The organism is Marinomonas sp. ATLA20, assembly GCF_057180105.1.
This window is the reverse complement of sequence record NZ_JBXUKU010000001.1, coordinates 246,341-272,896: the sequence shown is the minus strand read 5'-3', so window position 1 is coordinate 272,896 and position 26,556 is coordinate 246,341. Positions and strand designations below refer to the sequence as shown.

Sequence of the window (26,556 nt, the reverse complement as noted above, 5' to 3'; positions counted from 1 at the left end):
AATGTCATTGCGCTTCTGAAACGCTTTACGATTAAGAGCGAATTTCTTTGGCGACGAAGATGCCTAAGCGTTTCGCCAAGCGCGCTAGGTTGGCGCGGTCCATAGATAGCTGCTGAGCGGCTTTGGTCCAATTTCCTTGATTTTCTTCTAGCGCTTTACGGATTAGATTTCGTTGATAAGTTTCTGTTTCTAAACGCAAATCGATTGGTTTGTGTTTTTCTAAGCGCGGCGGTTCCAGTTCATTTTTCTGTATCTTTTCTTTAGCACTATTATCAATTTGTAACCCTGTTAAATGAGCCGAAGTGATAACGGTAATACCCGTTGGATTATCGGCTTTTGCGCTTTCTGACTTTGAACTCTCTGCTTTAGAAAATAGCGCAGCACGAGAAATAACATGTTCCAGTTCGCGCACATTTCCGGGCCAGTGATAAGCGTCTAATAAATCGATTGCCGACGCAGACAAGGTGAGTTGTTGCAGACCCAATTTACGGCGGAATCGCTCTGCAAAGAAGCCGGCCAATAAAGCAATGTCGCCTTGTCTATCACGCAGCGCAGGAACTTGAATAGGAAACACACTAAGACGATGAAACAAATCAGCACGAAAACGATGCTCTGCCACTTCAGTCTCTAAATGTCGGTTGGTTGCAGCAATGATACGTACGTTTACTTTGCGGATTTGATCTTTGCCAACCGCTTGGATTTCTTGGTTTTGGATAACACGAAGCAAAGTACCCTGTACTTCTAGCGGCAGTTCACCAATTTCATCGAGCAACAAGGTTCCACCATCGGCCAATAAAAACTTACCGTCGCGATCTCGATCCGCTCCAGTAAAGGCGCCTTTCACATGCCCAAACAACTCACTTTCAATAAGATGGTGCGGTATCGCAGCGCAATTTACATACACCATGGGCGCGTCGGAACGGGAAGAATGCTCATGCAGGGCTCGTGCGACAAGCTCTTTGCCAACGCCCGTTTCGCCTTCGATCAAGATGGAAAAGTCCGATGCTGCGACCAAGTTAATAGACTGTTTGAGGTCTTGCATGGCCTTACTTTGTCCAATCATTTCATGGCTTTGTTCACCCATTACTTTTAATACGTTCTGAGCATGTTGCGACTGGTTTTCTAATTGTTCCATCAAGATGGCGGTATTTAACGTCATCGCCGCCATGGTGCCGATGATTTCTAACGCACGTGCGTCAATATCATCAAAAACGCCCGGCTGGATACTGTCTAAGGTGACAACGCCGATTAACTTCCCTTCCAAATACAGCGGAACGCCCATGCAAGAGTGCACAGGTAAATTCTCATCATGACCTAATACCATGCCATCGTAAGGATCGGGGAGAGGCGAGTCAGCAGGAAAACGTACCGGATAATGGTCGCTACTAATGGCTTTTAAACGAGGATGTTCATCAATAATAAATCGGCGTCCCATCATGTCATCCGACAACCCTCGCTGGGCAAGCGGCGTCAACACACCATGGCTATGAGACAACAAAACAACAGCATCGCAGTTAATCGTAGCCCGCACCGCGTAAACCAATTGTTCAAAACGATTGGGCTGTGTCACCGCACTAGCAAGATCAAGGGCAAAACTCAGTAAGGCGTTATTTGAAACCTGATTCATGGTGGTCGACTCATAAGGTGAATTACGGTTCGTGTCAATTTGACTCAAACATATCATATGGACTTTTTAATTTGCGAGTCTTATTGACTCTTATATTAATGTTAAAAATCTAAACAACTGATTTAAATAACTATTTTTTAGTTGGCACGGGCTTCGCTATAGAAAAGATAACAAGACTTTAATCATCCACTTAAAAGGATACAAAAATGTTATCTCAACAACACATAGACACAGTAAAAGCCACTATCCCGCTTCTTGCTTCTGCAGGCACAGCGATTACAGAGCATTTTTATCAACGCATGTTTTCTCATAACCCAGAACTAAAAGATGTGTTCAACATGACGCATCAAAGAACCGGTGGCCAACCGGCGGCTTTGTTCAATGCCATCGCGGCGTACGCTACACACATCGATAATCTAGAAGTGCTAACCAGCGCCGTGATGCGTATCGCTCATAAGCACACCAGTTTTAACATCCAACCAAATCAATACGACATCGTTGGTCATCACCTGATTGAAACCTTGCGTGAACTGGCACCAGAAGCGTTCACCAAAGACGTAGAAGAAGCTTGGGCAGCAGCTTACACACAACTAGCGGGTATTTTTATCAAGGTAGAAGGCGACCTTTATGCTGAACGCGCGGCGCAACAAGGCGGCTGGAAAGACTTCCGTCGTTTCCGCGTGGCATCTAAAACACCAGAATCTGATTTAGTGACTAGTTTCGTGTTTGAGCCAGTCGATGGCGGGGCCGTAATCGATTATCAGCCCGGCCAATACTTGGGCGTTAAGTTACATCCAAAAGGCAATGAGTTCGATGAGATACGTCAATACTCTCTATCCACAACGCCCAATGGCAAAAGCTATCGCATCAGCGTGAAACGCGAAGGAGCCGGTGACATTGCTGGCGTGATGTCGAGCTATCTACACGATCATCTAAACGTTGGCGACGAAATTGAAGCCATGCCACCCGCTGGAGACTTCGTTTTCCAAGACAAGCAAACACCAGTGGTATTGATTTCTGGTGGTGTCGGCTTAACACCAATGCAAGCCATGCTAAATACACTCGCTAAGCAGCAATACAGCCACCCTGTAAGCTATTTACACGCTTGTGCTCACCAAGGTCAGCATTCCTTCAAGGAGCACGTAGACAGCCTTAAAGACCAGCTAAACTTGTCTGTTCACACTTGGTATGAGCAAACCGACAGCGAAGAGGAAGGTGTACTAAACGGCATGATGCAACTCGATGCCATCAAAGACAGCTTACCGCTGACAAATGGCGAGTTTTACTTGTGCGGGCCAGTAGGCTTTATGATGTTCGTCAAACAGCAATTGTTAACCCTTGGGGTAGAAGCAGACCGCATTAATTACGAATTGTTTGGCCCGCACCAAGAGGTGTGATCTTTAACTCCTCCCTAACTCTCCCTTTGAAAAACAAAAAGGGAGGGAGTTAATACAGCAAGACTGGCTCCTTCCCCTGCTAAGGGGGAGGTTGGGAGGGGGTTACTCACTTTCCTGGGCAAGCAGCAGTGCTTGGTCTTGTTGTTCAGCTTTAATAAACGCTGGACGTGAGATGACGCGTTCAATATAAGCATCCACCACAGGGTTGGTGGTGATTAGTCCAAACATACGACACCATTTCAAACTGATACCCCACAGAATATCTACCGCATAAAGTTGTTCTCCTAATAAATAAGGACCTTTGGCTATTTGGTCGAACAGTGTTTTCAGCATTTTATCAAAACTACCATAAGCTAATTGAGACGCTTCAACAGGAGATCGATTAAAGGCTTTGTCGATCAAAGCGGGTTCAAAGCTGCTGCCTTGGTAGGCCATCCAGCGCAAATAAGCACCACGTTTTGGGTCATTTAAAGCAGGTGCCAAACCTTTTTCAGAGAAAAGATCAGCCAAATATAGATAACAAGCGACTTGTTCGGTGACTACAGTGCCATTGTGAACAAGGGTTGGGAATTTACCCAAAGGATTAATAGCCAAAAATTCCGGCTGCTGGTTTTCTCCTGCTTTAAAATTCAGCACTTTCATCTCATAGGGCACACCTAATTCTTCTAGCAAAACCAAAACGCCAGTGCCTCTGGTTTGTGGAGCATGATACAAGGTGATGGTGCCATTGTTTCGAGCTGTGTTGTCGTGGATATTACTCATGTCAGTTGCCTCAAAAATGTGTTGGGGAAATAATGCTTACTACATGGGCAATATTAGCGATTAAACCTGCCATCTGATGTCAGGTATTTCTTTTATACTGGCAAAATAAAACTCGCGTGGTGTTATCACTTAGCAAAATGCATAGCTCGACTACTTAGTACAACCAAAGGAGAACCCCATGCGGGCCAGTCGAATACTGAAACTTCTTATGATGTTACAGACCCATGAAAGGGTGACTGCTCGTACATTGGCTGACGCCTGTGAAACGTCGATTCGCACGGTTTATCGAGATATCGAGGCACTTAGCGCTATTGGTGTGCCCGTTTATAGCGAGCAAGGAGTGCAAGGCGGCTACCGGCTGTTACATGGTTATCGGACCCGACTGAATGGACTTTCCGCGAAGGAAGCCGAAACACTGTTTCTGACGGGGTTGTCCGGTCCAGCTCAAAAAATGGGGCTGCAAGCAACTCTTGCTGACGCGCAATTGAAATTAAAAGCCGCCTTACCGGAAGACATGCGCTATGAATCCGACCGCTTACAGAGCCGATTTTTGCTGGATGCGCCAAATTGGTTTTCTGACGATGAACAAGTCACCTACTTGCCAACATTGATGACTGCCGTATTGGAGCAACAGCTTATTACCATGCGCTATCAGAGTTGGAAAGGCGAAATACAACGTCAGACCCAACCTCTAGGCATCGTTTTAAAAGGTGGACAGTGGTATTTGATGGCGAAGGTCGATACAGACGTTCGAACGTATCGCGTATCTCGTATTGAATCACTGACCTTACTGGATGAGACATTCGAGCGGCCTAAAGACTTTAATTTAGCCGCGTTTTGGCAGGATAGTTTACGCCGTATGGAAGCGCTTCAATTTCCAATTATCGCCGAAGTACGTTTAACCGCGTTGGGTGTTAAGATCATGGAATACGTGAGTTCTTCATATGCGGTGAGACAAGCGACGATTGAGCCAATGGATGATTCAGGCTGGCACCGAGCCAAATTTCCAGTGGGAGAATCGGTACACGGCTGCGCGGAACTCTTGCGCTTTGGTGCCGAACTAGAAGTCATTGGCCCACCAGAACTACGCATAGCAATGGAAGGTCTGGTGTCGTCCTTGGCAGTGCTATATCAGAGAAATGATTCTCCAAATTAAGCAAATTTCCTCCCGAGCCATTGGCAGTAATCAGCTTTCCTGCTTAAACGGCAAAAGCGTATGGGTATCTTGATGGTACTCACGCACGGCTTGCGCTTCTTCCTCGCAGAAGTTGCCAATGGCTTCGCGGAAGCCTTCGTGGGCGATGTAGTGGATGCTGTGACTAAACACAGGTTCAAAACCACGGGCGATTTTGTGTTCCCCTTGGGTACCAGGATCAAAATGCTGTAACCCTTTTTCTAGGCAAAACTCGATGCCTTGGTAATAGCAGGCCTCAAAGTGCAAGCAATCGACTTCTTCCATACAGCCCCAATAGCGGCCATATAAAGAATGATCGTCGAAGAAACACCAAGAAGCGGCGATAGGCTCGTCGTTTTTATAGGCTTGAACTAAGAGAATCTGCTCGCCCATGGTTTCAGCTAACTGTGCGAAAAATTCGCGAGTCAAATAACCTTGCTGTCCACGTTTGGCGTAGGTAGATTGATAGCACAGGTAAAAGAAATCGATGTCTGCCGAAGTTAAATCGTTTCCTATAGTTCGCGTCATTGTAATGCCGGCTTTGGCGACTTTTTCTCGTTCTTTGCGGGCGGTTTTGCGTTTACGGCTAGAGAAGTGAGAGAAGTAATCTTCCATGTCTTGGTAGCCGCGGTTAAACCAATGAAACTGACAGGAAGTTCGGTGCAGCAGTTCTTTATTATGACGAAACAAATCCGCGTGTTCAGGTTTGGGAAATAACAGATGCCAGCTTGAAAATGCTCGTTCTTGGTTGGCTTGGGTCATCAGTTCGGCAAGGGCTGGGTACAGATGGGAAAACTCAGCATCATCCCCTTTGGGGTCTAGGTGAGAGAAGATACGTAAACCCGTTACTGGGGAAAAAGGGATCGCCCAAATGCGTTTGGGAAAGTAACGCATGCCGTAGCGTTGGTAGGCATCGGCCCAGGACCAATCAAAGACAAATTCACCCTGCGAGTGGGTTTTTAAATAGGTTGGGGCGATGGCCAGTGGGCTGTCATCGTCATCCATTACCAGCAAATATTCAGGATACCAGCCAGTTCCATCACCGATGCTTTTGCTTTGCTCTAACGCATGATGAAAAGCAAATTGTGCAAACGGATATCGCGTTTCTCCAATAGCCTCTTGCCATTTGGCTTCACCTATTTGATCAACTGAACTGAACCATTGCGCTTTCATACTGCTTTCCTTTTTCTCTGGTTTGCCAATACTGCTCGCTTTACATCTGTTCGCGCATAGTCTCGACTAAGCTGGCGGTTTCAGGTCGAACTTGTCGCCACAAATAGAACGCTTCTGCGGCTTGTCCCACCAGCATACCTAGACCATCGGCCCCTTCGGCCCCACGCTCGTGTGCCCACTGCAAAAACACAGTACGCTCCTTGCCATACATCATGTCATAACACCAAGTTTGCTCATTCACTAGCTCGTCTTTTAATGGCGGTAAACTACCAGACAAGCTCGCTGATGTGCCATTAATGATGATGTCGAAAGGGCCTTCTAGCGCTTCAAAAGACGAGGCGAGGCAATCGAATTGATCCGCTAAAGCCTGAGCTTTTTCAAGGGTGCGGTTCGCGATGGTGACAGATTCTGGATTCTCAGACAAAATAGGTTCAAGCACACCACGCACCGCGCCGCCTGCACCCAAAATAAGAATGCGTTTGTCGGTTAAACTTTGTCCGTGGTTGTTAACAATGTCACGAACCATACCAATTCCATCGGTATTGTCGCCGAAAAGGTCACCATTTTTACCCATGAGCAAGGTATTCACCGCTCCAGCTTGTTTGGCTCGTTGGCTTAAAATGTCGCACATGGCATAAGCGCGCTCTTTAAAAGGCACTGTGACATTCAAGCCTTTGCCGTCTTTCTCAAAAAACTCTCGGACTTGGTTTTCGAACTCTACTTCATCACCAAGCAAGGTCGAATAGGCCAATTCTTGTTTTGTTAGTTCAGCAAAGTGCGCGTGTATGCTCGGTGATTTACTGTGAGCAATCGGGTTTCCAACAACAGCATATTGATCCACAACGTATCCTCTTCATTGTTCTTCTATTAGTAAGCAGTTAGCTCTAAGCCAACCAATCTTTTGAGGTTAGGTAATAATCAGTTAATTTTGCTTCTTCACTGTTCGGTTCGACTTGATACTCGTAAGTCCAGCGAACTTCTGGGGGCAAGGACATCAGAATGGATTCGGTACGCCCCAAGCCGCTTTGCAAACCAAAGTGTGTGCCGCGGTCAAACACCAAATTAAACTCCACATAGCGACCACGACGATGCAGTTGGAAATCTCGCTGTTTCTCTGTGAATGGCAAATCTTTTCGACGCTTTAGAATCGGCAGGTAAGCTTCCGTATAGGCGTTGCCTACTGATTTCATCATACCAAAACAATGCTCGAAACTGCCTTCGTTAAAGTCATCATAGAACAAACCACCAATACCACGGGGTTCTCCTCGATGTTTCAAATAGAAGTACTCATCACACCATTTTTTGAAGCGAGAGTAATAGCCTTCACCGAAAGGCTCCACCGCATCGTAAGACGCTTGATGCCAATGGATACAGTCTTCATCGAAGCCATAATAAGGTGTCAGATCAAAACCGCCACCAAACCACCATACTGGCGCCATACCGTCTTTATAGACGATAAATAAACGCACGTTGGCATGTGAAGTAGGTGCCATAGGATTGTTCGGATGAATCACCAAAGACACACCCATGGCTTCAAAACGGCCACCCGCTAATTCAGGACGATCCGCTGTCGCCGAGGGTGGTAAGTTGTCTCCCATCACATGGGAGAAGTTCACTCCGCCTTTTTCAATCACCTCACCACCGGCGATAACACGAGTACGTCCACCACCGCCGTTAGGTCTGTCCCAAGCGTCTTCTTTAAAACGAGCGCTGGGTTCAACGCTCTCAAGAGTCGAGCAAATATGGTCTTGTAGAGATAGGAGGTAGTCTTTTACGGCTTGAACATCGAGCGGGGTAACCGTAGCGGGTGAGCTTGCTGACATGAAATACTCCATCTGGTCATGGCTTTGAAAACAAATACAAATAAAAACGGCCTAATCATTTAGGCCGTAGTTTATCACTTAATAAACAGTTTTCGTGAGCATCTCACTAATAAAGACGAGTACCATCAGGGCGGGTACGCAGCAAATTCAAAATCCACATGTATTGTTCTGGGTGTTTAGATATCATCGCCTCAAGCGCTTGATTCATAATCAAGGCATCGGTTGCTTCATCCCCACTTGGGAAGTTTTCCAAAGGAGGGGAGATAAACAGTTCGTATCGGCCCGTTTCGGCATTGTAAGCGGGTAGCATAGGCACTACCTTCGCATTACTGAGCCTTGCCAATTTCCCTAGGCCCTTCATGGTTGCTTTGTTTGAAGCAAAAAAGGGCGTGAACACCGAGTGCTGGGCACCCAAATCTTCATCTGGTAAGTAATACCCTAAATATCCCTCTTTGATCGAAGACATAAACGGCTTAATTCCCGCACTGCGACAATATACACGCGCCCCGTAGCGGATGCGTTGTAAATGAATCAGCCAATTCAATATTGGGTTTTTCTGAATACGAATCATGGCAACAGTCTTATGACCTTTTGCCGTCAACATCACGCCCGCGTAATCAATGGCCCAACAATGCGGGACCAAAGCAATCACATTTTGATCACTTTCCAAAAGAGGGAGCAAATGCTCTTGCCCAGACATGATACAGCGGTTTTCACAATACCGTTTACTGCGGACAATCAGCTCACCGTACGCAATGAAGAATTGCGCCGCGGTTTGAAAACTTCTTTTTAATATGTCTTCGCGCTCTTCAAGAGACTTATCGGGAAAGCATTGTTCTAAATTAATACGTGCTCTTTTTAACGCACCACTTTTTGTGTGCAGCAATCGACGCGCAATCCAACTGGCCAAATTGTCTCGCAAGCGCAGAGGTAAAAAGGCAATTAACAGCGAGCAAAATACACCAAGCCACGTTAACCAGAAACGAGGGTGAAGAAATCGCCACTGAAAAGTGGGGTTGTATAAATGCTTTTCTGCTGAACTCATTAAGGAAACTTTTTGCATAAAGTATGAAAGCTTTATGATACCTGAATCAGTCAATGCCTGAAATTGATATCTCACATGGTTTTACTGATATCGACAGCGCCAATCCGACAGAGCATGATTAAAAAATCAGGCTGATTTGTGCCCTACACTAAAATTGACACGCTGTAGAGTGTTGAAGGGGGCGATACTTTACTTGTTTTCCAAGTCACTTATCCTAGACTTTATATCGGCCAACTCTGTTGCTTTCAAGCCGAAATAAAGAAGCAATAATAAGGATATGTGAGAAAACCCATCACTCTATTACAACAAAATATAAAAAAATCCATACTACTCTAACCCGGTGGGCTTTTAACCTAAATAGAATTAATCAAAATCCTGATTCTATAAGGCTTTATCAATAGAATTTATGACGCATTTGATCACCAGATCAATAATATAAAAACATTAGACTTTATTTAATTTACTATATACATTCCATTTTAAATACCTATTTAATATTAAAAACTTTTTAAAAGAATAATAATTGGCGGGATAAAGCAATACTCCATAAGTAATGCTTCCACATTTCCCCCTAAGAGAATGCCACTTGTAATAGTGGCGCTAATAAAAATTTTAGATGACTTCGGTTTTACCAGCCTTACAGGCAGCACATTTTACAACTACAACAGTTGTATAATTATCTATACTGACTACCCTCATAGATATCTATTAAAATTCTTATAACTTCAAAAAGAACAATTAGGGAGAATAAAAAATAGAAAGACTGAAAAAATCTGTTACAAAATTTTATTAACCAAAAATTATCATCAACCTTTTTAATGTGCTTTTTCTTATCAAAAACTTTGGCCATTAAGCCAAAAGATCCAAAAACCCAACCTGAAAAAAGCAAATAAAAAACAGTCGATAAACTCATAAAGAAATAAGAAACCATCCACAAAATCATAAGAAAAACACTTACAAGCCTTAACTTCCAATTGTTTTTTGAAAAAGGGTCTACATATACATATTTAATAAAATTATCAAAAAAATCCATCTCACCACCAAACTAATTTATTTGATTTTATATAATTATATTTCACTTAATCCCGTTACCACTTACATTGTTATTTGACCTCGACCAATATTCGAGAAAGTAGATACGTCCTATAACAAAGCTGAAGACTTATCTATCAATATTTTCCAACAAGTACTTAATAACCATATCCAGTATGGATATGATCATTACTTATTTTAGTATATAAAGATAAACCTATATGATTATATTTTTTTCATCAAACAATAATCTATAAGAAAAAGACAGTTATCTTTAAGAACAGAATAAATAACACCAAAACTCATTTCTAAAGTCACTTTTTATATAGGATGAGAATTATTAATAACATCAGTAAACTTTTCCAAGCTATCATCATAAGAAACAATATAAAAATATGTAAAAACACCATTCATACTTGATAAAACAACATACATCTTTCTATTATTAAGGTATTCCCCATTTTTTATTTTAAAAATAAACGACACCCTCATTATCTTGAAATAAAATTCATTGATATTAAAATCTGATATATTCTTTTTTAATTCAATATCCGACCCAAAACCATCAACCTCTATAGACATCTCATAGAAAGCCTTTTCTAAAAACTCATCCTCACTTAATCTAGAATATTCCTGAGAAACTATCATATAATTATTATCATCCACATATAACATATTATCATCCTTGTTATACTTAAGATCTCCACCAAAATTTATAACCCAGTCCCAGCCTTCACCCTCTAACAAAAATTTATTTTCAGCAAAGGAAAAAATGGAGAACGATATAAAAAAAACAGAAAAAAACACTTCATAACCCCTCCTAAAAGGGAAGGTTATAGCACCTTCCCTAGTACTAAATTCTATTTAGCATATTCACCAGTATCACAGTTGCGATGATAGCCCGACTGAGATATTAGCCACATACACATACCTAGTGAGGTTTCAAAATCCATTTTCATACAATACCGCTCTACCAAATTTTACGAAGACTGTTTTCTGATTTTTAAGAAGGTATGCCTTATGGTAGTCCTCCCTTTTTTAACTGCATTTAAAAGTAGAAGTTAAGCTGCCATGAGAGGTGGTTTACCTCCATTGGCTGTGTGTGGCCTTTCATGATTGTAAAACCATAACCACTTTGTTGTATAGTTTTCGACTTCTTCTAGCGTTTCAAAAAAATGTTTGCTTACCCAGCCATATCTTGCTGTTCGATTGTAACGCTCTATATAAGCATTTTGTTGCGGGTTACAGGCTGAATATAATCAATACGAATATTATGATGCTTAGCCCAGTTAACAAAATCATGGCTGATGAACTCAGGGCCATTATCACAACGAATAATTAACGGTTTCTCGCGCCACTCTAAGAGTTGCTCTAACGTCCTGATAACTCGTAGTGACGGTAGTGAAAAGCCCGCCTCCATAGCCAGCCCTTCACGCTTAAAATCATCAATCACATTGAACAAACGATACTTTCGTCCATCGACAAGTTGATCATGCATAAAATCGATTGACCAGACTTGGTTTGGTCTAGTTGGCTCCTTTAAGGGCTCTGGTATATTGCGGTTTAGGCGTCGTCTTGGACGAATGCGCAGATTCAGTGCCAATTCACAATATATTCGATAAACACGTTTATGATTCCAACCATGGCCTTTCACATGCCTCAGATAAGAAAAACACAAACCAAATCCCCAGTCAGATTGCTCTTCTGTAAGATCAATAAGTAAGTTCGCTATGTACGAGTTTTCATCATTGAATTTTCCCTGATAGCGATAACAGGTTTCACTGATGGAAAACGCCACACACGCTAAACGAACACTCATTGGGCGGCTAGCAACAGCATGCTGTGCCATCTCACGTCGTTGAGACGGCTTTACCACTTCTTTGCCATGGCTTCCTGAATCACTTCTGCTTTAAGGCGCTCTTCGGCGTACATCTTTTTAAGGCGACGATTCTCATCTTCAAGCTCTTTCATCCGAGCCATCAATGACGCATCCATACCACCGTACTTAGCTCGCCATTTATAAAAAGATGCGGCACTCATACCGTGTTCTCGGCAGAGTTCAGGAACTGGTGTACCGCTTCGGCTTGTTTTAAAATAGCCATGATTTGACTATCAGTGTAACGAGATTTTTTCATGCAAAACCTCCTGCGTTTAGATTACGAGAAAATTCTACTTTTGGCTGCTGTTATTTTTCGGGGGGGATTACCGCCCTAGAACAAAGCTGAAGACTTATCTATCAATGTCTTCGGATTAAGTAATAGCTCCTCAGCATAAAGATAGGCAACTGGGTACACAGTTAAATAAAATGGGGTCTGAATTAGATGAGGAATGTCTTTCCAAGCAATTGAATGAGACTCATCAAAGATAATGTTATCTGGATAGAACTCCCTATTAACATCCATCCAAAGTGAGCATACGCTTTCATTTTTGATGTGATCTAAACGATAAAGACCTCTCTCAAAATAAGACAGCATCCAATGTCGCTGGAACCATTCAATTTTTTGTTTAGATCTCCACTTTTGAAATATGTCTGCGCAGTCTCGATCATTCATTAAGTGCTCTACAACAATATTCTCAAAGGCTATAGCGACAGCTTCTGATAATTTAGGGCAAATGGACTGCTTTAATAGGTATTTCTCTCTTACGCTTTCTTGATGAACTAAGTGACCAAACTCATGAGCTAATAATGTAAGAGATTCTACGGAACCATCAAAATAGGTTTGAATATAAGACCCACAAGGGGTATCAATACAAAACATACTGCTATTTACATCTTCAATTAACCGAACACGCCCTTCAGCAACAGCGGTATTTACCTTATGAGAAAAGCTTAAGCATAATTTAGAAAATGCCTTTGAGATGCAATCAATAGCATCATCAAAGGTTAGTTCAATATTAGCCCATGCTTTCCGCTCTAACTGACGAAATTCAAACAAACTGATAGGCTCTTTTGAAAGAGACGAAAAATATTCTCTCGATACAATACAGCACTCATTTTTATATCGGTTCACTTCAAAAAAGTCAGGACGGCATCCTATTTTTTCAAACAACAGACCTTGATCAAGGTCTGAGAATTGTGAAATAATTTTTTTTAGTGGTTTGACATGTCTCCCATTTTTACTAATAGGCAATGTAGCAAATTCATATGGTTTAACATCATTTTTATCGACTATTATTTGGCACCAGAATGGCAATATATTGAATTCTGACTGTTCAAGCACTTCAAAAAAAACATCCATCTTTTCAGATAAACTCTCAATGACTCTCGATAGCTCATTCTCATAATGATCCAACTCCTTTTCTGAAGATTCTATTTTTATCAATGATAGAAAACTTTCAATTCGATCATAAAAAAGATCCATTTCTTCATAAGCGGTTATTTGAAGATCATAAGATAACGCATGACAAAAAGACTCCACTTTACTATTCAGCTCTGTTAGCAATAGTGAAAACTCCACTCTATCTAACCTTGTAAAGCCTAGTGATTCATAACGCCAACATCTTTTAAGCAGAGTAGTCATTGATATCAACACCAACAGGAAAATTAAGAAAGTAGCTAACGGAGAATGTTGGTGAATCGAGACAATATACAGCATGAAACCAACCTGCAGGTTGCACTAAAATTTCGCCAGGATTAAGGATAACTTCTATTCTTTTCGTATTCTTAAACAATGGAAAACAGTCTTCATTTGGCTCTTCTAACTTAACCCAGCATGGTTGATAATTGTTATAAGCTTTCATTGGGTATAGATTGGAAGCTTGATCAGGTGAAAAAAGAACCACTTTTTTTCGCCCCATTATTTGGTATAAAAAACCATCTAATGGATCTCGATGCAAGCTACTTGCCGCTACATTAACGGGAACAGAGCCAAGCCATATTTGTGGTGGTGTGTAATCATGCTCAGTAAAGTAATGTGGTAAAAAATCAGCTATCATTTGCCATGGTAACGCACAACCTTCTGTATATACTTTAGTATGTCCCTCTATAATATCCTCTGTTTTTTGCCCTTGGCTAACTCTCATACGGTCAACAAACTCACCCACTGTTTCTTTTTCTGTTGCAGACCTAACCCTTAGAGGAATCCCCTCAAACTTCTGTTTTAAGCTGTCTAATGTCCATTCTGGATGATCTACACCAACGGGGGCATTACGAATAATAAAAGGCTGTTTTTTTTCTATTGTTTCAAGAATGTCCATTTCAGTCGGGTCATCAAGATAAATAACGGTATCCGCTTTATATGCTTCTCTAATATTATGCGTTGAATCTTCTAATATGTATTTTGTTCTTTGGGATGGTTTAACTAATGCCTTTGCAAGGTGATTCACAATGTTCAAATTACCTGTCATGGTCATTTCACCAATAATGTCAGGATCACGATAATCCACATTCTCAATGTCTTGAACAATTTTTTCTGCAACAGATAAAGGCATTTTTATTTGAGCATCACAACTCACAAGAGGTTTGTCAGAAATATTCAGGCCACTTTTATCAAAACAGACTGAAATAGTGTGTGTTATTACTCCATCCTCAAATTCATACTGACATGACCCTATAAGTTTTTCTGGATTTTCAAAGCCACTTTCTAATTCTTTGGCAAATTGCCCAACAGTAGGAGGTAAAGAAACAAAAATATCCTTATTAGTGTTAAACAATTGTATACTCATTATTTCGCTCCTTGATATAAATTAAAATACTACAAGACAGACCTAATATCAGACTGAGTGTAGTAACTCAGCTGATTCAATGATAATGCTAGTGACTTTAACGCAGCTAACCAATCCACCTGTTTATCGATAACGTCCTGTTGAATACTTTCTAGTGAATAATAACTAGCCCTTCCCACCTGAAAACGTTTACGCTGCTGCTCTAGTCCCCGTTTAGCTAGCTCTACTTGCATCTTCAACACTTGAGTTTTTTTGTCTAAATATAATGCACGTTGCCTCTGAGAATGAGTAAGAATAGAAAGTTGCTTAGCTATTCGAGCTCGCTCTAAAACATTCACATCGACAGTGGCACTTAATGCTTCTTTCTTCTGCTGTACAATTTTATTTGTTAATAGGTAAGAAAATCGTAATCCATATACGCTATCTTCATTGTTTGGGGATATTTCATACGAGTTATGCTTATATTGATAAAAGACATCTAAGTCTGGTCTTAGTGTATTTTCTTCTTGGCGGTAAGAAAATTCAGAGGATTGAAGGGAAAGTTCCGCTGCAATATATTCAGGATGTGATGTTTCATCTTGTGTGATATTTTCTCGGGTCATAATTTCCATATTTTGAGATAACTCAACTAAAGAGCTAAATGGTTTAAGGTCAATATCATAATCTATTTTTAGTGCCTGTAACGCCTCTTTTTGCGATAGCTCAACCTCCACAGCAGCACTTTCGAGATTCACCTTTTGCTCTTCTACTTCTGCTTTCACCAAAGCCACTTCATGAGGCGTTGCCTTTTCTGATACAGCCATACGTTCAACAAGAAAAGCGGTTCTTTCAAGACTCGTTAATAGCTCTTTCTGGATCAGAAAATTTTCATATGCTGTTTGAAAATCAATAAAATACGATAAACTGTCTCGCCTCACCTCTAATTGAGAAAGTCGAAGATCGTTTTCAAATTGCCGCCATTCATTTTCGGCAAGATACTTCGTTAACCTTTGAAACTCAGGTGTATTATTCTTTAATAATGGCTGGGAAATGGTCGTCTTAATTTCGCTAGATGATTGGCGTTCTGCCAAAACATTAGATCCTAGACCCTCACCATCCAGATAAGTGGTTTCCAACGTAACACTAGTACCGATATCAGATGTCCATCTTGCTTCAATACCTGCCTTCCATTGGTCGTATTTTGTGATAGTACTGCTCGTATCATTACGCCTTTCTTGCCACCCAGATACTAATGTAATATCAGGTTTCCAATATTCTTCACCTACCTCTAACGCCAATTGCTGAGCTTTTAACTGAGCTTCCCGTTGCCAAACAGAAAAATTGTCCTGCATTTGAAGGTCAAGATAGCTTTTAAGCGATAAACTCTGAGCTCCTAGCACTCCTGAAAATAAAACCCCAAAACCACCTAATAAAAAAGCAGTAAAAGAAAACTTCACACTCATGACGGCTCACTCAATGCAGTACGAAGATATTTGGTAAATGGGTCGAATATATAATTGATGAGCCTGCGTTCACCGGCTCTTACTTCCACACTCAATACACTACCCGGCCGTAATAGCGTTTCCTTTGCATCAGGCCTAAGGGCGGTGACTTCTGTAATCTTTCCTTTCATCCGATACACCCTTTCTGCGGTTTTATCGCTTTTTTGGGTAGACGCAGCAATAAAGGTGATTTCACCCATAATGTACCCATGGTCCTCTGGGTTATTACCTAACGAACTCGCACGAAACACCATTCCGGGTTCCACCCATATGGCATAACTTGCAGGGATTTCGATATCGATTTCTAAATCTTTTTCTTCAAAAGAAGGACGGATGGAAAGCAGAGTAGTGGCCTCAGAAATACGCTCGTGATCCCCTTGTATCACTAAAGAATCTATTGTGCCTGCAATGGGGGATGTAATACTCAAATCTTTTTTTGATCGCTCTAAGCTAGTTAGCTGGAACGCTGTTGTATGATAGGAATCTAACTGATCATGAATGCGAACTAATCGATCCAATATATAAGAACTTTCTGTTTGCTGCTGTTCCTTTTCTAACTTTTCACGTGCAGAGGCTAAAGACAACATCGTTTCATCAATAGACTCAAGCTGAGACTCCAAAGCCAACATATCAGCTTTGGTTTGGTCTAATGTCGCTTTGCTTTCTATCTGGTCTCTATAAAGTTGTGAAACGCGCTTTAGTTCTTGATCTTGTAAAACAATTCGCAATTCAAGATTTTCGTATTGTTTTTTAGCAGATTGCCATTGTTCAGTCAGACTTTTCTGCGCTTGAGAATTAACCTCTCTGGCCTCAAAAAAGGGCTTAGACAAATAATCCTGATACCCTAAACGCTTAATAGGATTATCAACATCATTTAATGAATCGATTAAGTTCTGGCTCGTAGTAGGGTCAATAAGCGCTTCAATTTGGTAAAAATCGGTCCATAAGTTACGGGAAAGGTTTGCCAGTTGCTGTTTAGATTGGTCAATTTGAAGATCCATTAATTCCGCATCAAACTGCACCAAGAGCTGATCCTTAGAGACGGTATCGCCTTCTCTAACCAGCATGTGTTCAATAAAACCCGCTGTAGAATTACGCACCTCAAACAATTCCGCTTTAGTATCAATAACGCCCTGCGCGGGGACTATCTTGTCTACCTTAAACAAAATCGCACCGATAATAGAGGCCGTAAAGCACGCAAAAATAATACAAACCATAACTTTTAGATCTGGTGGGGTATTAAAGTGCTTACTGTATATAGGGTCATCACTTAAAATATTAAGCGCATGAATCTCTTTAAAACTATATTGCACTTTCCTGCCCTTCTTCCGTGATGACATCTTGATTCAAAAGTAATGGTGCAGTTCCGTCATTATCACCACGAGACAGCGAAGCCCACATAGTGCGGTAGCTATTCTCACCCACTAGCAACTCATGGTGGCTACCAATGGCCTCGACCTCGCCTTGATTCATCACCACCAACCGATCGCAATAAGACAATGTATTCAAACGATGGGCGATAATAAGGCCCGTCTTGTCCTGGCAGGCTTGGTATATGGTGTCTTTTATCCGTTCTTCTGTTTGATTGTCTAAGGCACTAGTGGCTTCATCAAACAACAATATATTCGACTGACGCACCAAAGCTCGGGCGATAGCAATTCGTTGCCGCTGCCCTCCAGATAGATTGCCACCATCCTCTGATAACTGAGTGAGAAACTTTTGTGGCATTTCATCGACAAAGCTGTCTGCACCCGAGCCTTTTAACGCCTCTTGTATATCTTCCAAATTAGAGTTTAAACGGCCTAAATGGACATTTTCCATCACCGACGTAGTAAACAAAAAGCTAGTCTGCTGCACCGAAGAGATGTGGGAACGCAACACATTTTCTGGCAGTAGACTGATATCATATCCGTTGATCTTAATTTTGCCTTTGCTAGGGCGATAAAAGCCCATTAGTAAGCTAGCTAAAGTCGACTTGCCTGAGCCACTGCTGCCAACTACGCCTAGGATTTCGCCTTTTTTTACCGTCAAACTAACGCCCTTAAGCACATAACCATCATCTTCCAAAGACGTGTCTTCACTGGGGTAGCGGAACCAAACATTCTCAAATTCAATATCGCCACTTAGGTCCACATCTTTCGCATCCAGCTGCATCACGGGGGCCGTTGGTGGCACAAGCTCATTTAATTTCTGATTGGCAAGCTTAAAGTTTTCCCAACCGCTAGCCGTCATCACCAGCGACACCAATGGATTCACAACATTACCTGCGAGCATATTAAACGCAATCAACTGGCCGATAGTCAGCTGATTAGCAAACACGGCCTGAGCACCAAAGAAAATCACCACTATGGTAATTAACTGACTTTGAAACGACACCAACGCACGCACTACATTGGAAAGGCGCGCCACATTAAAGCTGCCATACAAATTGGTCTCTAAAGCAATATTGGCTCGATTTCGAAAATGTGACTCATTGGCTAGTGACTTAATGGTTTTCATGCCTTTTAGGGTTTCAATTAAAGTGGACTGAAACCCTGCATCGTACCCATAAGCCTGCATCACTCGCTTACGAATGGGCTTTAATGCCACTGCAACCGTGGCGGCCATCAATATACCTATGCCTAAAACAATCCCCGTCAACTGAGCGCTATACATAAACAACACAGGCAGAACGACGATCAGTGAAATTACCGACACCACAGATGACAACGCCTGACGTACCAAAAAGTTGGAGGCTTCTTCTACTTGATCAACCAGCTTGGTTAGATCACCTACTTTATTACGATCAAAATACGGCACATCCATCGCCAATAAACGACGAAACACTTCTTTGCCTAAGCCATTTTGATATTTCGCGAACAACACATTTTCTTGAAAATCGTGATAGCACTGAAACACACTGGATGCCACACCAGCCAGCAACAATAAAATCACCACCACATATAAAGAGCCTGTGGCTGAATAAGGTAAGATTTTGTCTGCGAACGTTTGAAACCCTAATGGTGTTGCTACACCTAATAAAGCCATAAACACTGCCGCACCAATAATACTTAGAATGGTGGGTTTATGAGCGAAAAAGTGCTTGAACGTGTAATTTACATCCACTGTATTAGTATCCATCGTTCCATTGCTGAACATATTTTTTGGTTTAACAGGCGGCTGAATATAAAAAGCTTGATCAACTAAATCGAACTCCTTGATAAGCTCATCTAAAGAGGCTTGATGACGAAAAATCTCTTCATTTACATTAAAATATTCAGTTAATATATATTGATCATCCTGCTCTCTCCTCAACAGAAATGAATCGCCATCATTCGATACGACCATAATTTTCATGGAGGGTGAAAGGTCAAGTTCCAATAACTTATCTAAATCATCGATATGAAAATGGACATCATCACATTGCTTAAGTGCATTAATAACAATGGAAATTGCAATATGCCTATCAGAAATCTTAGTACTAAGAGACAACCCCAACAGAGAGCTCGAATCAACTTCGTATGAAACCTGATTCAATTGATTTAAACAATTTTCTTTTAGCTTTACTGGAAACGTCATATTTAAATCAACTTATTTTTAGTTTTTCCACTCGTGTTCCTAATAAAAACTATCAAAATGATAGCCAGATAACTCATAAAATCTGATGCTATAAATTCAAAACACTTCTATTTCTTTAATAACTTACAATATATCGAAGAAATAAAAAAATAGAATAAGCGAGCAACTAATAACAAGATGCATTACACTTCCTCATTAAAGTGCACGGTGTATTTACACCGTGCGATATGAGACGTTTAAATCAAGTAGCCTTATATTAGACCCACTAAAAATAACCCCACTATCATTATAGACTCGACGTTCGATTTAGTTATTATTTATAACCTAGAGTTATAATTTTTTATAGAAGTCTTGCCTATTTAGTCAAATAGCCATCATACCGTCGTTTATTTCATGTCTCGTTCAGATCAGCTTCCTTGTGAATTTGTCTTAAATCATGGAGACTGGCTTCCGCTCTTGGCTTAACTTAATGACATTGCCCCTTTGCCACTGATATCAACATCAACCTTGCTATCATTAAAAGCTATAGATAAAGAAATATTTTATTCAGAATCCCACTACGCTAGAGACAACAAAAAAATAATAAATTAGATCCAATTTTACACTAAACTTTATTAAAACAATCACCCTCTTGAAATTGAATTTTTTCCTATCCTTATATTAAATTAGTTATCTTCAACACTTTAACCCATAAAACAAGACCCAAACCAAAAGAAAATGAGGTCCAAGGTACTCCAATAATATTAGAGATAAAAGGCGATAAAAATGCAGCAGGAACCATATAAAATAAATAGAAAAAAGTAGTCTTAATCATATTAAACCTCAATTTATAATAATTCACACCTCTATTAAAGAGGTGTGAAGTAAGGACTAAGTTTAGTTCTTGCTATTACGGACAGGTGCACACTCAGCCGAATTAGCAATCGCATTCAACCCACCCAGTACAGCTCCACCAAGAGCAGTGGCACCCCCACCAAGAGCTCCTCCCATAGCACCTATACCAGCTTGCTCTACGACTTCATTAATACAACTTTGCCCTGATTCTGCATTCGGAGTGGTCCATGAACCGCCACCGCCACCGCCACCGCCACCGCCACCGCCAAATGCGATGCCTGTTGATGCGTTAGTTCCTGCGAAATTGGATTTTTTGTAGATACGTGACATACTTATGTTTCCTTAATTTTGCTAATTTAAGTTTGAGGATCAACCGGAACCATTCCAGTTGATATTCGGAGGGAGCTATTACTCCCTCTGAATTCTTTAGCGCCCATTGACTGCACAACTAACTCTATGACATGGCTAAGCGGTAACGACCTTGTCGGTTACGTTTTTGCCTTTCCACTGATAAATTTTACGAATACTGCCATCTGGATGGCGACCAATACTAAAAGCCGTTTCATTGGGGAATACGTGGGTCCGCAAATCCTTTAAGATAGCCCTAGCATGTCCCCAAGGGGCAATATAATCATTAAACATTAATTGACCTCCACAGTTCCATTCGCTAAACGATAAGGGAGCTTCATTTCTAAAAAGACGTTGTTTTCTCTCTTCATCTATCCAAGCCCATGTCGCTAGTCCAACAGGGTTACCTTCTTCATCAAAGTAAATTTTGCACTGCCCATGCAAAACAGCAGCGGTGATTTCAGTGTCAAAAGTCATTAAGTTCCACTTTTTATGGTATTCCGATTGAGATAATAACCACATACACATACCGAGAGAGGTTTCAAAATCCATTTTCATATAACACTGCTCTACCAAATTTTACGAAGACTGTTTTCTGATTTTTTAAGAAGGTATGCCTTATTAGAATCGATGCTTAATGTTTCAAGATGTTGCTTTAAAAATCGATAAAAATGTAAAGGGCAAGAGAAAGGTGAAACAATATACTCAAATAGTAAACTGCCATTTTCTATGTTTAGCTGATTATTACCGTCATAGTATTTGTCAATATTTTCGGATAAAAAATAAGTTGCAAAAGCAACAGGGCGCTTTTCTTCATTGAATAAAATAATAGCTTGTTGCCGCTCTAACGCAGAGCGGAAACTTGAAAAAACATCATCCACGGATGAAGAGGAAAAAATACTATGACAGCTGATGATTGCAGAAGCTATTCCCATAGACTGCCAAAACGTCATTTCATCTGGTTTATCGAAAATAGGCAAGTTAGATGGAAATACATTCCGTTTCATCTATTCATCCTTTAATTTTAATTACTAGAAAATCCATATTCTACTTAAAAATCTTTTTTTACTATTCTTGAATAGTTCGCTTTCTAATATTTATTATTTTAAGCAATACACCCTATGACATAAAAGCTTTTTTCGTGTTATCAATATTTGAAAATATTTTTTGATAAACACGACCACCTGATAGCTATTTTATCAATGATAAAGGCGAATTCACTTGTGTGCTTTTATGCCTAAAAACATAAAAATCATTCCATATGAAAATTTATATCTTATAACTAGGATGAAGAAATGGGAGTATACAATAAGAAGTAATTTACTTATAAAATCCATTTTAGTGCGACTGTCTATCCTAGAACAGTTATTAAGTTGAACTTAATAACTTAAATTTATCCAATGACATTTTGAATGTCAATGCTTTATGAGAAAAAACAGAAATGATTTTATATATCATTCAATAATCTATTACGAACAAGTTTAATAAGAATTTCTCATCGCCACACCGAGACAGCTTGTTCATAAAATTCTGTTTGATTCGTCGCCTGTACCAATACAGAAGCACCATGAAGTGTAGCCAAGAATTGAATGCCTCGTACTTTCGCTTTGTCCTTCTGAATAGATTCTAATTTCATAAATACCAGTGTTAACCATTCAATCTTTACGTTATAAAAATTAGCAAGAGCGGTGCGAACTTCTTCTGGCAAACAATGTTTGTCAGCCGTCAACATAGTACACAAGCTCATGTCACGCTGATCAACTATCTTGGCTTTAAAGCCATTGATGAATCCATTGATCATAATTTTTGGATCTAAGTTTTCGTCTGTTGGGTCGGGTAATTGTATAGAGAACGATTCGGTATACCGAGTCATCACGGCAGAGACCAAGTCGGCTTTGGTCGGATAGTGATAGTGAACACTCGCACTTTTAATCCCCACCGCGTCAGCGATGTCTCGGAAGCTAAACGCGTTATAGCCACCTTGCACTATAAAGCCTTCGGCCGTGTCCATAATTTTCGTTTTGGTATCGTTTTTATCCGTCGTCATTTACTTATCTCATTTATTTATCTATCTAGTGATAGGTATTTTATTGACCCTACTTGAATACTCAAGCTATATTCTACCTATCTAGTGATAGGTAGAATATTTTCCTACCTCATCAAACAGCCGGAGGAGAAGAATATAATGTACGATTTAGTAGTGTTGGGCAGTGGTCCTGGCGGGTATGCAGCGGCGTTTCGAGCAGCAGATTTGGGTTTAAACGTCGCCATGATAGAGCGCTACGCGACTTTGGGTGGCGTTTGCCTAAACGTTGGCTGTATTCCATCCAAGGCCTTGTTGCATGTGGCAGGCAAAATACTGATAGCCGAAGAACCGTCCCATGGTGTGCAGTTTTCTAAACCGACTGTCGACCTTGAAGCGATTCGACACCACAGACAATCCACCGTAGACACTCTAACCAGCAACCTTGCACTGATGGCTAAGGGGCGAAAAGTCACGGTTTTTTATGGTGAAGGCAGGTTTGACTCTACAAACTCTATTACAGTCTCAAAAGACGGTTCAGAAGAAAAAGTACCATTCAAAAACGCCATCATCGCTGTCGGCTCACACGCGATAAAATTGCCATTTGTGCCATATGACGATCCACGTATTTTAGACTCCACCAGCGCACTGCAACTTGAACGTATTCCAGAACATTTGCTCGTGCTTGGTGGCGGTATTATTGGTTTGGAAATGGCCACTGTTTACCAATCACTTGGCGCGAAAATTACCGTCGCAGAACTTGGCGAACAAATCATGACGGGCGCAGACAAAGATCTAGTGCGTGTGTTCGAGCAAGCCAACAAAAATCGCATGAGCTTTTTAACCAAAACCCAGGTAACCGATATAGAAGCCACACCAGAAGCGTTAAACGTTACCTTGAAGGACAAAGATGGCGAACGCCAGCTCACTGTCGATGCAGTACTGGTTGCCGTTGGCCGCTCGCCTAATGGTAAAACGGCCGGTATGGCTGACATAGGCGTGAAATTAGACGAGCGTGGTTTTGTATTGACTGATGATAAGTGCCAAACATCTGTACCCAATATCTACGCCATTGGCGATGTCACTCATGGCCCGATGCTGGCGCATAAAGCTTCACACCAAGGCCATACCGCCGCCGAAGTTGTTGCAGGCCATAAAGTCGACTTCTTGCCTCTCGCTATTCCATCGATTGCTTACACTTTTCCTGAAGTTGCTTGGGTTGGTTTAACCGAAACAGAAGCGAAAAAGCAGGATATTTCGGTTAAAACCGCCGTATTTCCATGGAGTGCCAGTGGACGCGCCATTGCCTCCGGTATCACCCAAGGCAAAACCAAACTCATTTATGACGAAACAACAGACCGCGTCTTAGGAGCAGGTATTGCTGGTGCTCATGCTGGGGAATTGCTCGGTGAACTGACGCTTGCCATCGAGTTCGGTGCCACACTGGAAGACATAGCCTTAACCATCCACGCCCACCCAAGCCTACACGAAACCGTCGGCTTGGCAGCAGAACTTGGCGCCGGGACGATTACAGACTTGCCGAACAAGAAAGCGAAAAGAGCGTAATAGTCTTATTTTGATTGATATTCACCTTAAACAAACCAACGCCTCTTGGTTTGTTTAAGGTGATAGAGGGCAAAAAAACGATAAACGACAAAGATCAGCTGACATACACGATATGTTGCTCGTCATCATAATTAAAATTCAGAACAATCTGGATTTGGCTTTCTTCTAGGTGCAGTTTAGAAACCAGATCGAACGTGCCTTTTTCGGCTTTTTCCGCAAAGGCTTTTAGCTGCTTTTCCAACATAACCCACGCCACGTTATCCCTTGCTTCATCAATCCCAACAAGCTCGATGGAGTGCGTCCTCAACCAAGCAAAATACGCCAGTGAATTCGTCTTAATATCCTTAGCATCACCAGCGTCTGAGACAAGATAACTCAAACCCGATAAGGAAAGTTGCTGCGTTAAATAGGCTTTCCACTGCCGCATAAACTGATCGAAATAGGGCAAGTAAACTCTCCAACTAAATAACATAATTCTTTCTATCTTATAGATTCCTTGTACTTCTCGTAATCTGTTACTGTAAAGACAACTTTAAAAGGACTTTCTATGACAACTCAGCAGACAAAACAACCTTTTCAAAACTGTGCCTCAAACGGAAAACGTAAGCGCCTTGCCCAACGCTTTACTACCTATCTCGACACCAGAGACACAGACCAACATGCATTTGTTGCGAACCTCAATGGCGGATGGGGAACAGGAAAAACCTACTTTGTTGAAGAGTGGCAAAAGCTTCTTAAAGAACAAAGTTATATTGCAATTAAGATTGATGCATGGGAATCAGATTATCTTAATGATCCATTATCTATTCTTGTAGCAGAAATACTGGAACAGGTTAAAGAACAAGACCCAAGGGAAGATTTTACGGAGGTCGAAAAGAAAATTGGACGTTATGTTGTTGAGCTTACTAAAGCTGTTGCTCCAACCATTTTAAAGGGTGTTCTCTCTAAATGGGTTTGGGAAAAAGATACTAGCAAAGAGCTCATTGATGTTGTAGAGAAGACCCTAGATTCTTTAAAAGAAATTAATTCGGAAGATCTAAACAGTAAGCTGGGCGACTTTGGTATTGAAGTAATAGGACAACATCAGCGCCACAAAAACTTTTCTCGAGAGTTCAAAACAGAAATTAGAAACCTTTTAAATATAGTCAACAATGCTCTAGATGAGAAAAAAGAAAAGACTTATATTTTTGTCGATGAATTAGATCGATGCCGTCCAACTTACGCCATAGAAATGCTGGAAACAGTTAAACACCTATTCGATATTCCAAACTTAATCTTTGTACTATCCACCGATACTGAACAGCTCGAACATTCAATCAAGGCTGTTTATGGTCAAAATTTTGATTCACGAGAGTACTTAAGTCGCTTTTTTAACCAAAGGATGGTACTACCTGAACCAGATTTACTGGAGTTTATAAAAGCCGAAAAAGCGTTTGAAAATCTGGATTTTAGTGAGCTGAAAAGCTTCCCTCAAATTAATCAATCGGATCAACTTCAGGATGCGTTTTGTATCTTCTGTGAGCTCAACAAACACAACCTAAACTTGAGGAAGCTTAAACACTTAATAGCTATAACAGAAGGGTTACTTATTGATCCAGAAGTCCTTAAGTATCAGTTTTGTATATACTTACTTCTAGCAGCTGTTTTTGGCGATAACCTCTACAGTGATTCAGAAACCAGCGGAAGATTGGCAATTTCGCTTTCTTATAAACACTCATCAAATGCTAATTATGCACTTGACTCTCTACAACCTGCAGTTCAATCTCAGAAAATGTCAGGTTTTTTGGAAAATACTATAAATAACTTCAATCAATTCCAAAAAAATAGCATTGTCTCTGAGCAAGTCGATAATTGGCCTATTTTTAAAGAGCCACGCGCGAAAAGAAACCCTTTGATATTGAATGTTTTTATCAAGAGCATTGACTGTAAACATGAATTTGGAGTGGTTAGAAAAAATCAAAAATTAGGTATTAGCAGCATATGCACATCAGATGAAATGATAGATCTAATTAGAAGAGCTTCCACGAACTTCGAAGAGGGCTAATCTT

At 40.9% G+C, this 26,556-nt stretch carries 22 protein-coding genes and 1 pseudogene; 4 read left to right on the top strand and 19 right to left on the bottom strand.

Translation table 11 applies throughout. The annotated features are described in order from the left end of the window. Positions 1-31: 31 nt before the first annotated feature. The gene (norR, locus tag AC2A4J_RS01180) at positions 32-1,627 is read right to left on the bottom strand and encodes a nitric oxide reductase transcriptional regulator NorR (protein ID WP_484174581.1); all 1,596 of its coding nucleotides are present in this window, start codon (positions 1,625-1,627) and stop codon (positions 32-34) included. A 206-nt stretch (positions 1,628-1,833) separates the two neighbouring features. On the opposite strand from norR, the gene hmpA reads away from it, so the two are divergent. Then, on the top strand, positions 1,834-3,024 hold the full coding sequence (hmpA, locus tag AC2A4J_RS01175) for an NO-inducible flavohemoprotein (RefSeq protein ID WP_484174580.1): 1,191 nt from the start codon (positions 1,834-1,836) through the stop codon (positions 3,022-3,024). Between the two features lie 102 nt (positions 3,025-3,126). On the opposite strand, the gene AC2A4J_RS01170 is transcribed toward hmpA, so the two are convergent. Further along, positions 3,127-3,786, bottom strand: coding sequence for a glutathione S-transferase family protein (locus AC2A4J_RS01170; protein ID WP_484174579.1), 660 nt, complete (start codon positions 3,784-3,786; stop codon positions 3,127-3,129). A 178-nt stretch (positions 3,787-3,964) separates the two neighbouring features. On the opposite strand from AC2A4J_RS01170, the gene AC2A4J_RS01165 reads away from it, so the two are divergent. Continuing rightward, positions 3,965-4,942: a helix-turn-helix transcriptional regulator gene (locus AC2A4J_RS01165; protein WP_484174578.1), complete on the top strand. Its 978-nt coding sequence runs from the start codon at positions 3,965-3,967 to the stop codon at positions 4,940-4,942. A 30-nt stretch (positions 4,943-4,972) separates the two neighbouring features. On the opposite strand, the gene AC2A4J_RS01160 is transcribed toward AC2A4J_RS01165, so the two are convergent. The 16 genes and pseudogenes from AC2A4J_RS01160 to AC2A4J_RS01085 form a co-directional block, all read right to left on the bottom strand. After that, entirely contained in the window at positions 4,973-6,133 is a 1,161-nt protein-coding gene (locus AC2A4J_RS01160; RefSeq protein WP_484174577.1) for a GNAT family N-acetyltransferase, read from the bottom strand. A 40-nt stretch (positions 6,134-6,173) separates the two neighbouring features. Further along, a complete protein-coding gene (aroE, locus tag AC2A4J_RS01155) occupies positions 6,174-6,974 on the bottom strand; it encodes a shikimate dehydrogenase (protein WP_484174576.1) in 801 nt (266 codons plus the stop codon). A 43-nt stretch (positions 6,975-7,017) separates the two neighbouring features. After that, positions 7,018-7,956 carry an oxygen-dependent coproporphyrinogen oxidase gene (hemF, locus tag AC2A4J_RS01150; RefSeq protein ID WP_484174575.1) on the bottom strand — a complete coding sequence of 313 codons (939 nt, stop codon included), beginning with the start codon at positions 7,954-7,956 and terminating at the stop codon, positions 7,018-7,020. Between the two features lie 106 nt (positions 7,957-8,062). Further along, positions 8,063-9,001 (bottom strand): lauroyl-Kdo(2)-lipid IV(A) myristoyltransferase, encoded by a 939-nt coding sequence (lpxM, locus tag AC2A4J_RS01145; protein ID WP_484174574.1) that lies wholly within the window; start codon positions 8,999-9,001, stop codon positions 8,063-8,065. A 676-nt stretch (positions 9,002-9,677) separates the two neighbouring features. Next, the gene (locus AC2A4J_RS01140) at positions 9,678-10,034 is read right to left on the bottom strand and encodes a hypothetical protein (RefSeq protein ID WP_484174573.1); all 357 of its coding nucleotides are present in this window, start codon (positions 10,032-10,034) and stop codon (positions 9,678-9,680) included. A gap of 320 nt (positions 10,035-10,354) precedes the next feature. Then, positions 10,355-10,840: a hypothetical protein gene (locus tag AC2A4J_RS01135; protein ID WP_484174572.1), complete on the bottom strand. Its 486-nt coding sequence runs from the start codon at positions 10,838-10,840 to the stop codon at positions 10,355-10,357. A gap of 254 nt (positions 10,841-11,094) precedes the next feature. After that, positions 11,095-12,168, bottom strand: a pseudogene (locus AC2A4J_RS01130) (IS3 family transposase). A 75-nt stretch (positions 12,169-12,243) separates the two neighbouring features. After that, complete coding sequence (locus AC2A4J_RS01125; protein WP_484174571.1) at positions 12,244-13,554, bottom strand: M3 family metallopeptidase; 1,311 nt, start codon at positions 13,552-13,554, stop codon at positions 12,244-12,246. Further along, positions 13,538-14,698 (bottom strand): cupin-like domain-containing protein, encoded by a 1,161-nt coding sequence (locus AC2A4J_RS01120; protein WP_484174570.1) that lies wholly within the window; start codon positions 14,696-14,698, stop codon positions 13,538-13,540. Before AC2A4J_RS01120 ends, AC2A4J_RS01125 begins: the two co-directional genes overlap by 17 nt. Before the next feature lie 29 nt (positions 14,699-14,727). Next, positions 14,728-16,140 (bottom strand): TolC family protein, encoded by a 1,413-nt coding sequence (locus AC2A4J_RS01115; RefSeq protein WP_484174569.1) that lies wholly within the window; start codon positions 16,138-16,140, stop codon positions 14,728-14,730. Further along, positions 16,137-17,492 (bottom strand): HlyD family secretion protein, encoded by a 1,356-nt coding sequence (locus AC2A4J_RS01110; protein ID WP_484174568.1) that lies wholly within the window; start codon positions 17,490-17,492, stop codon positions 16,137-16,139. The genes AC2A4J_RS01115 and AC2A4J_RS01110 overlap by 4 nt, the downstream gene beginning before the upstream one ends. Beyond that, on the bottom strand, positions 17,482-19,737 hold the full coding sequence (locus tag AC2A4J_RS01105; RefSeq protein ID WP_484174567.1) for a peptidase domain-containing ABC transporter: 2,256 nt from the start codon (positions 19,735-19,737) through the stop codon (positions 17,482-17,484). The genes AC2A4J_RS01110 and AC2A4J_RS01105 overlap by 11 nt, the downstream gene beginning before the upstream one ends. 876 nt (positions 19,738-20,613) lie before the next feature. After that, positions 20,614-20,901, bottom strand: a complete 288-nt coding sequence (locus tag AC2A4J_RS01100; protein WP_484174566.1) for a hypothetical protein — start codon at positions 20,899-20,901, stop codon at positions 20,614-20,616. A 135-nt stretch (positions 20,902-21,036) separates the two neighbouring features. Next, positions 21,037-21,477 carry a toxin-activating lysine-acyltransferase gene (locus AC2A4J_RS01095; protein ID WP_484174565.1) on the bottom strand — a complete coding sequence of 147 codons (441 nt, stop codon included), beginning with the start codon at positions 21,475-21,477 and terminating at the stop codon, positions 21,037-21,039. 11 nt (positions 21,478-21,488) lie between these two features. Next, positions 21,489-21,926: a hypothetical protein gene (locus tag AC2A4J_RS01090; RefSeq protein WP_484174564.1), complete on the bottom strand. Its 438-nt coding sequence runs from the start codon at positions 21,924-21,926 to the stop codon at positions 21,489-21,491. Positions 21,927-22,414: 488 nt separating this feature from the next. Next, positions 22,415-22,966 (bottom strand): TetR/AcrR family transcriptional regulator, encoded by a 552-nt coding sequence (locus AC2A4J_RS01085; RefSeq protein ID WP_484174563.1) that lies wholly within the window; start codon positions 22,964-22,966, stop codon positions 22,415-22,417. 138 nt (positions 22,967-23,104) lie between these two features. Here AC2A4J_RS01085 and lpdA point away from each other — a divergent pair, with 138 nt between their 5' ends. Then, entirely contained in the window at positions 23,105-24,508 is a 1,404-nt protein-coding gene (gene lpdA, locus AC2A4J_RS01080) for a dihydrolipoyl dehydrogenase (RefSeq protein WP_484174562.1), read from the top strand. 94 nt (positions 24,509-24,602) lie between these two features. Here the strand turns inward: lpdA and AC2A4J_RS01075 are convergent, their stop codons facing one another. Further along, entirely contained in the window at positions 24,603-24,980 is a 378-nt protein-coding gene (locus AC2A4J_RS01075; RefSeq protein WP_484174561.1) for a hypothetical protein, read from the bottom strand. A gap of 75 nt (positions 24,981-25,055) precedes the next feature. Between AC2A4J_RS01075 and AC2A4J_RS01070 the strand changes: the two genes are divergently transcribed. After that, positions 25,056-26,552 (top strand): KAP family P-loop NTPase fold protein, encoded by a 1,497-nt coding sequence (locus AC2A4J_RS01070; RefSeq protein WP_484174560.1) that lies wholly within the window; start codon positions 25,056-25,058, stop codon positions 26,550-26,552. Positions 26,553-26,556: the final 4 nt, after the last annotated feature.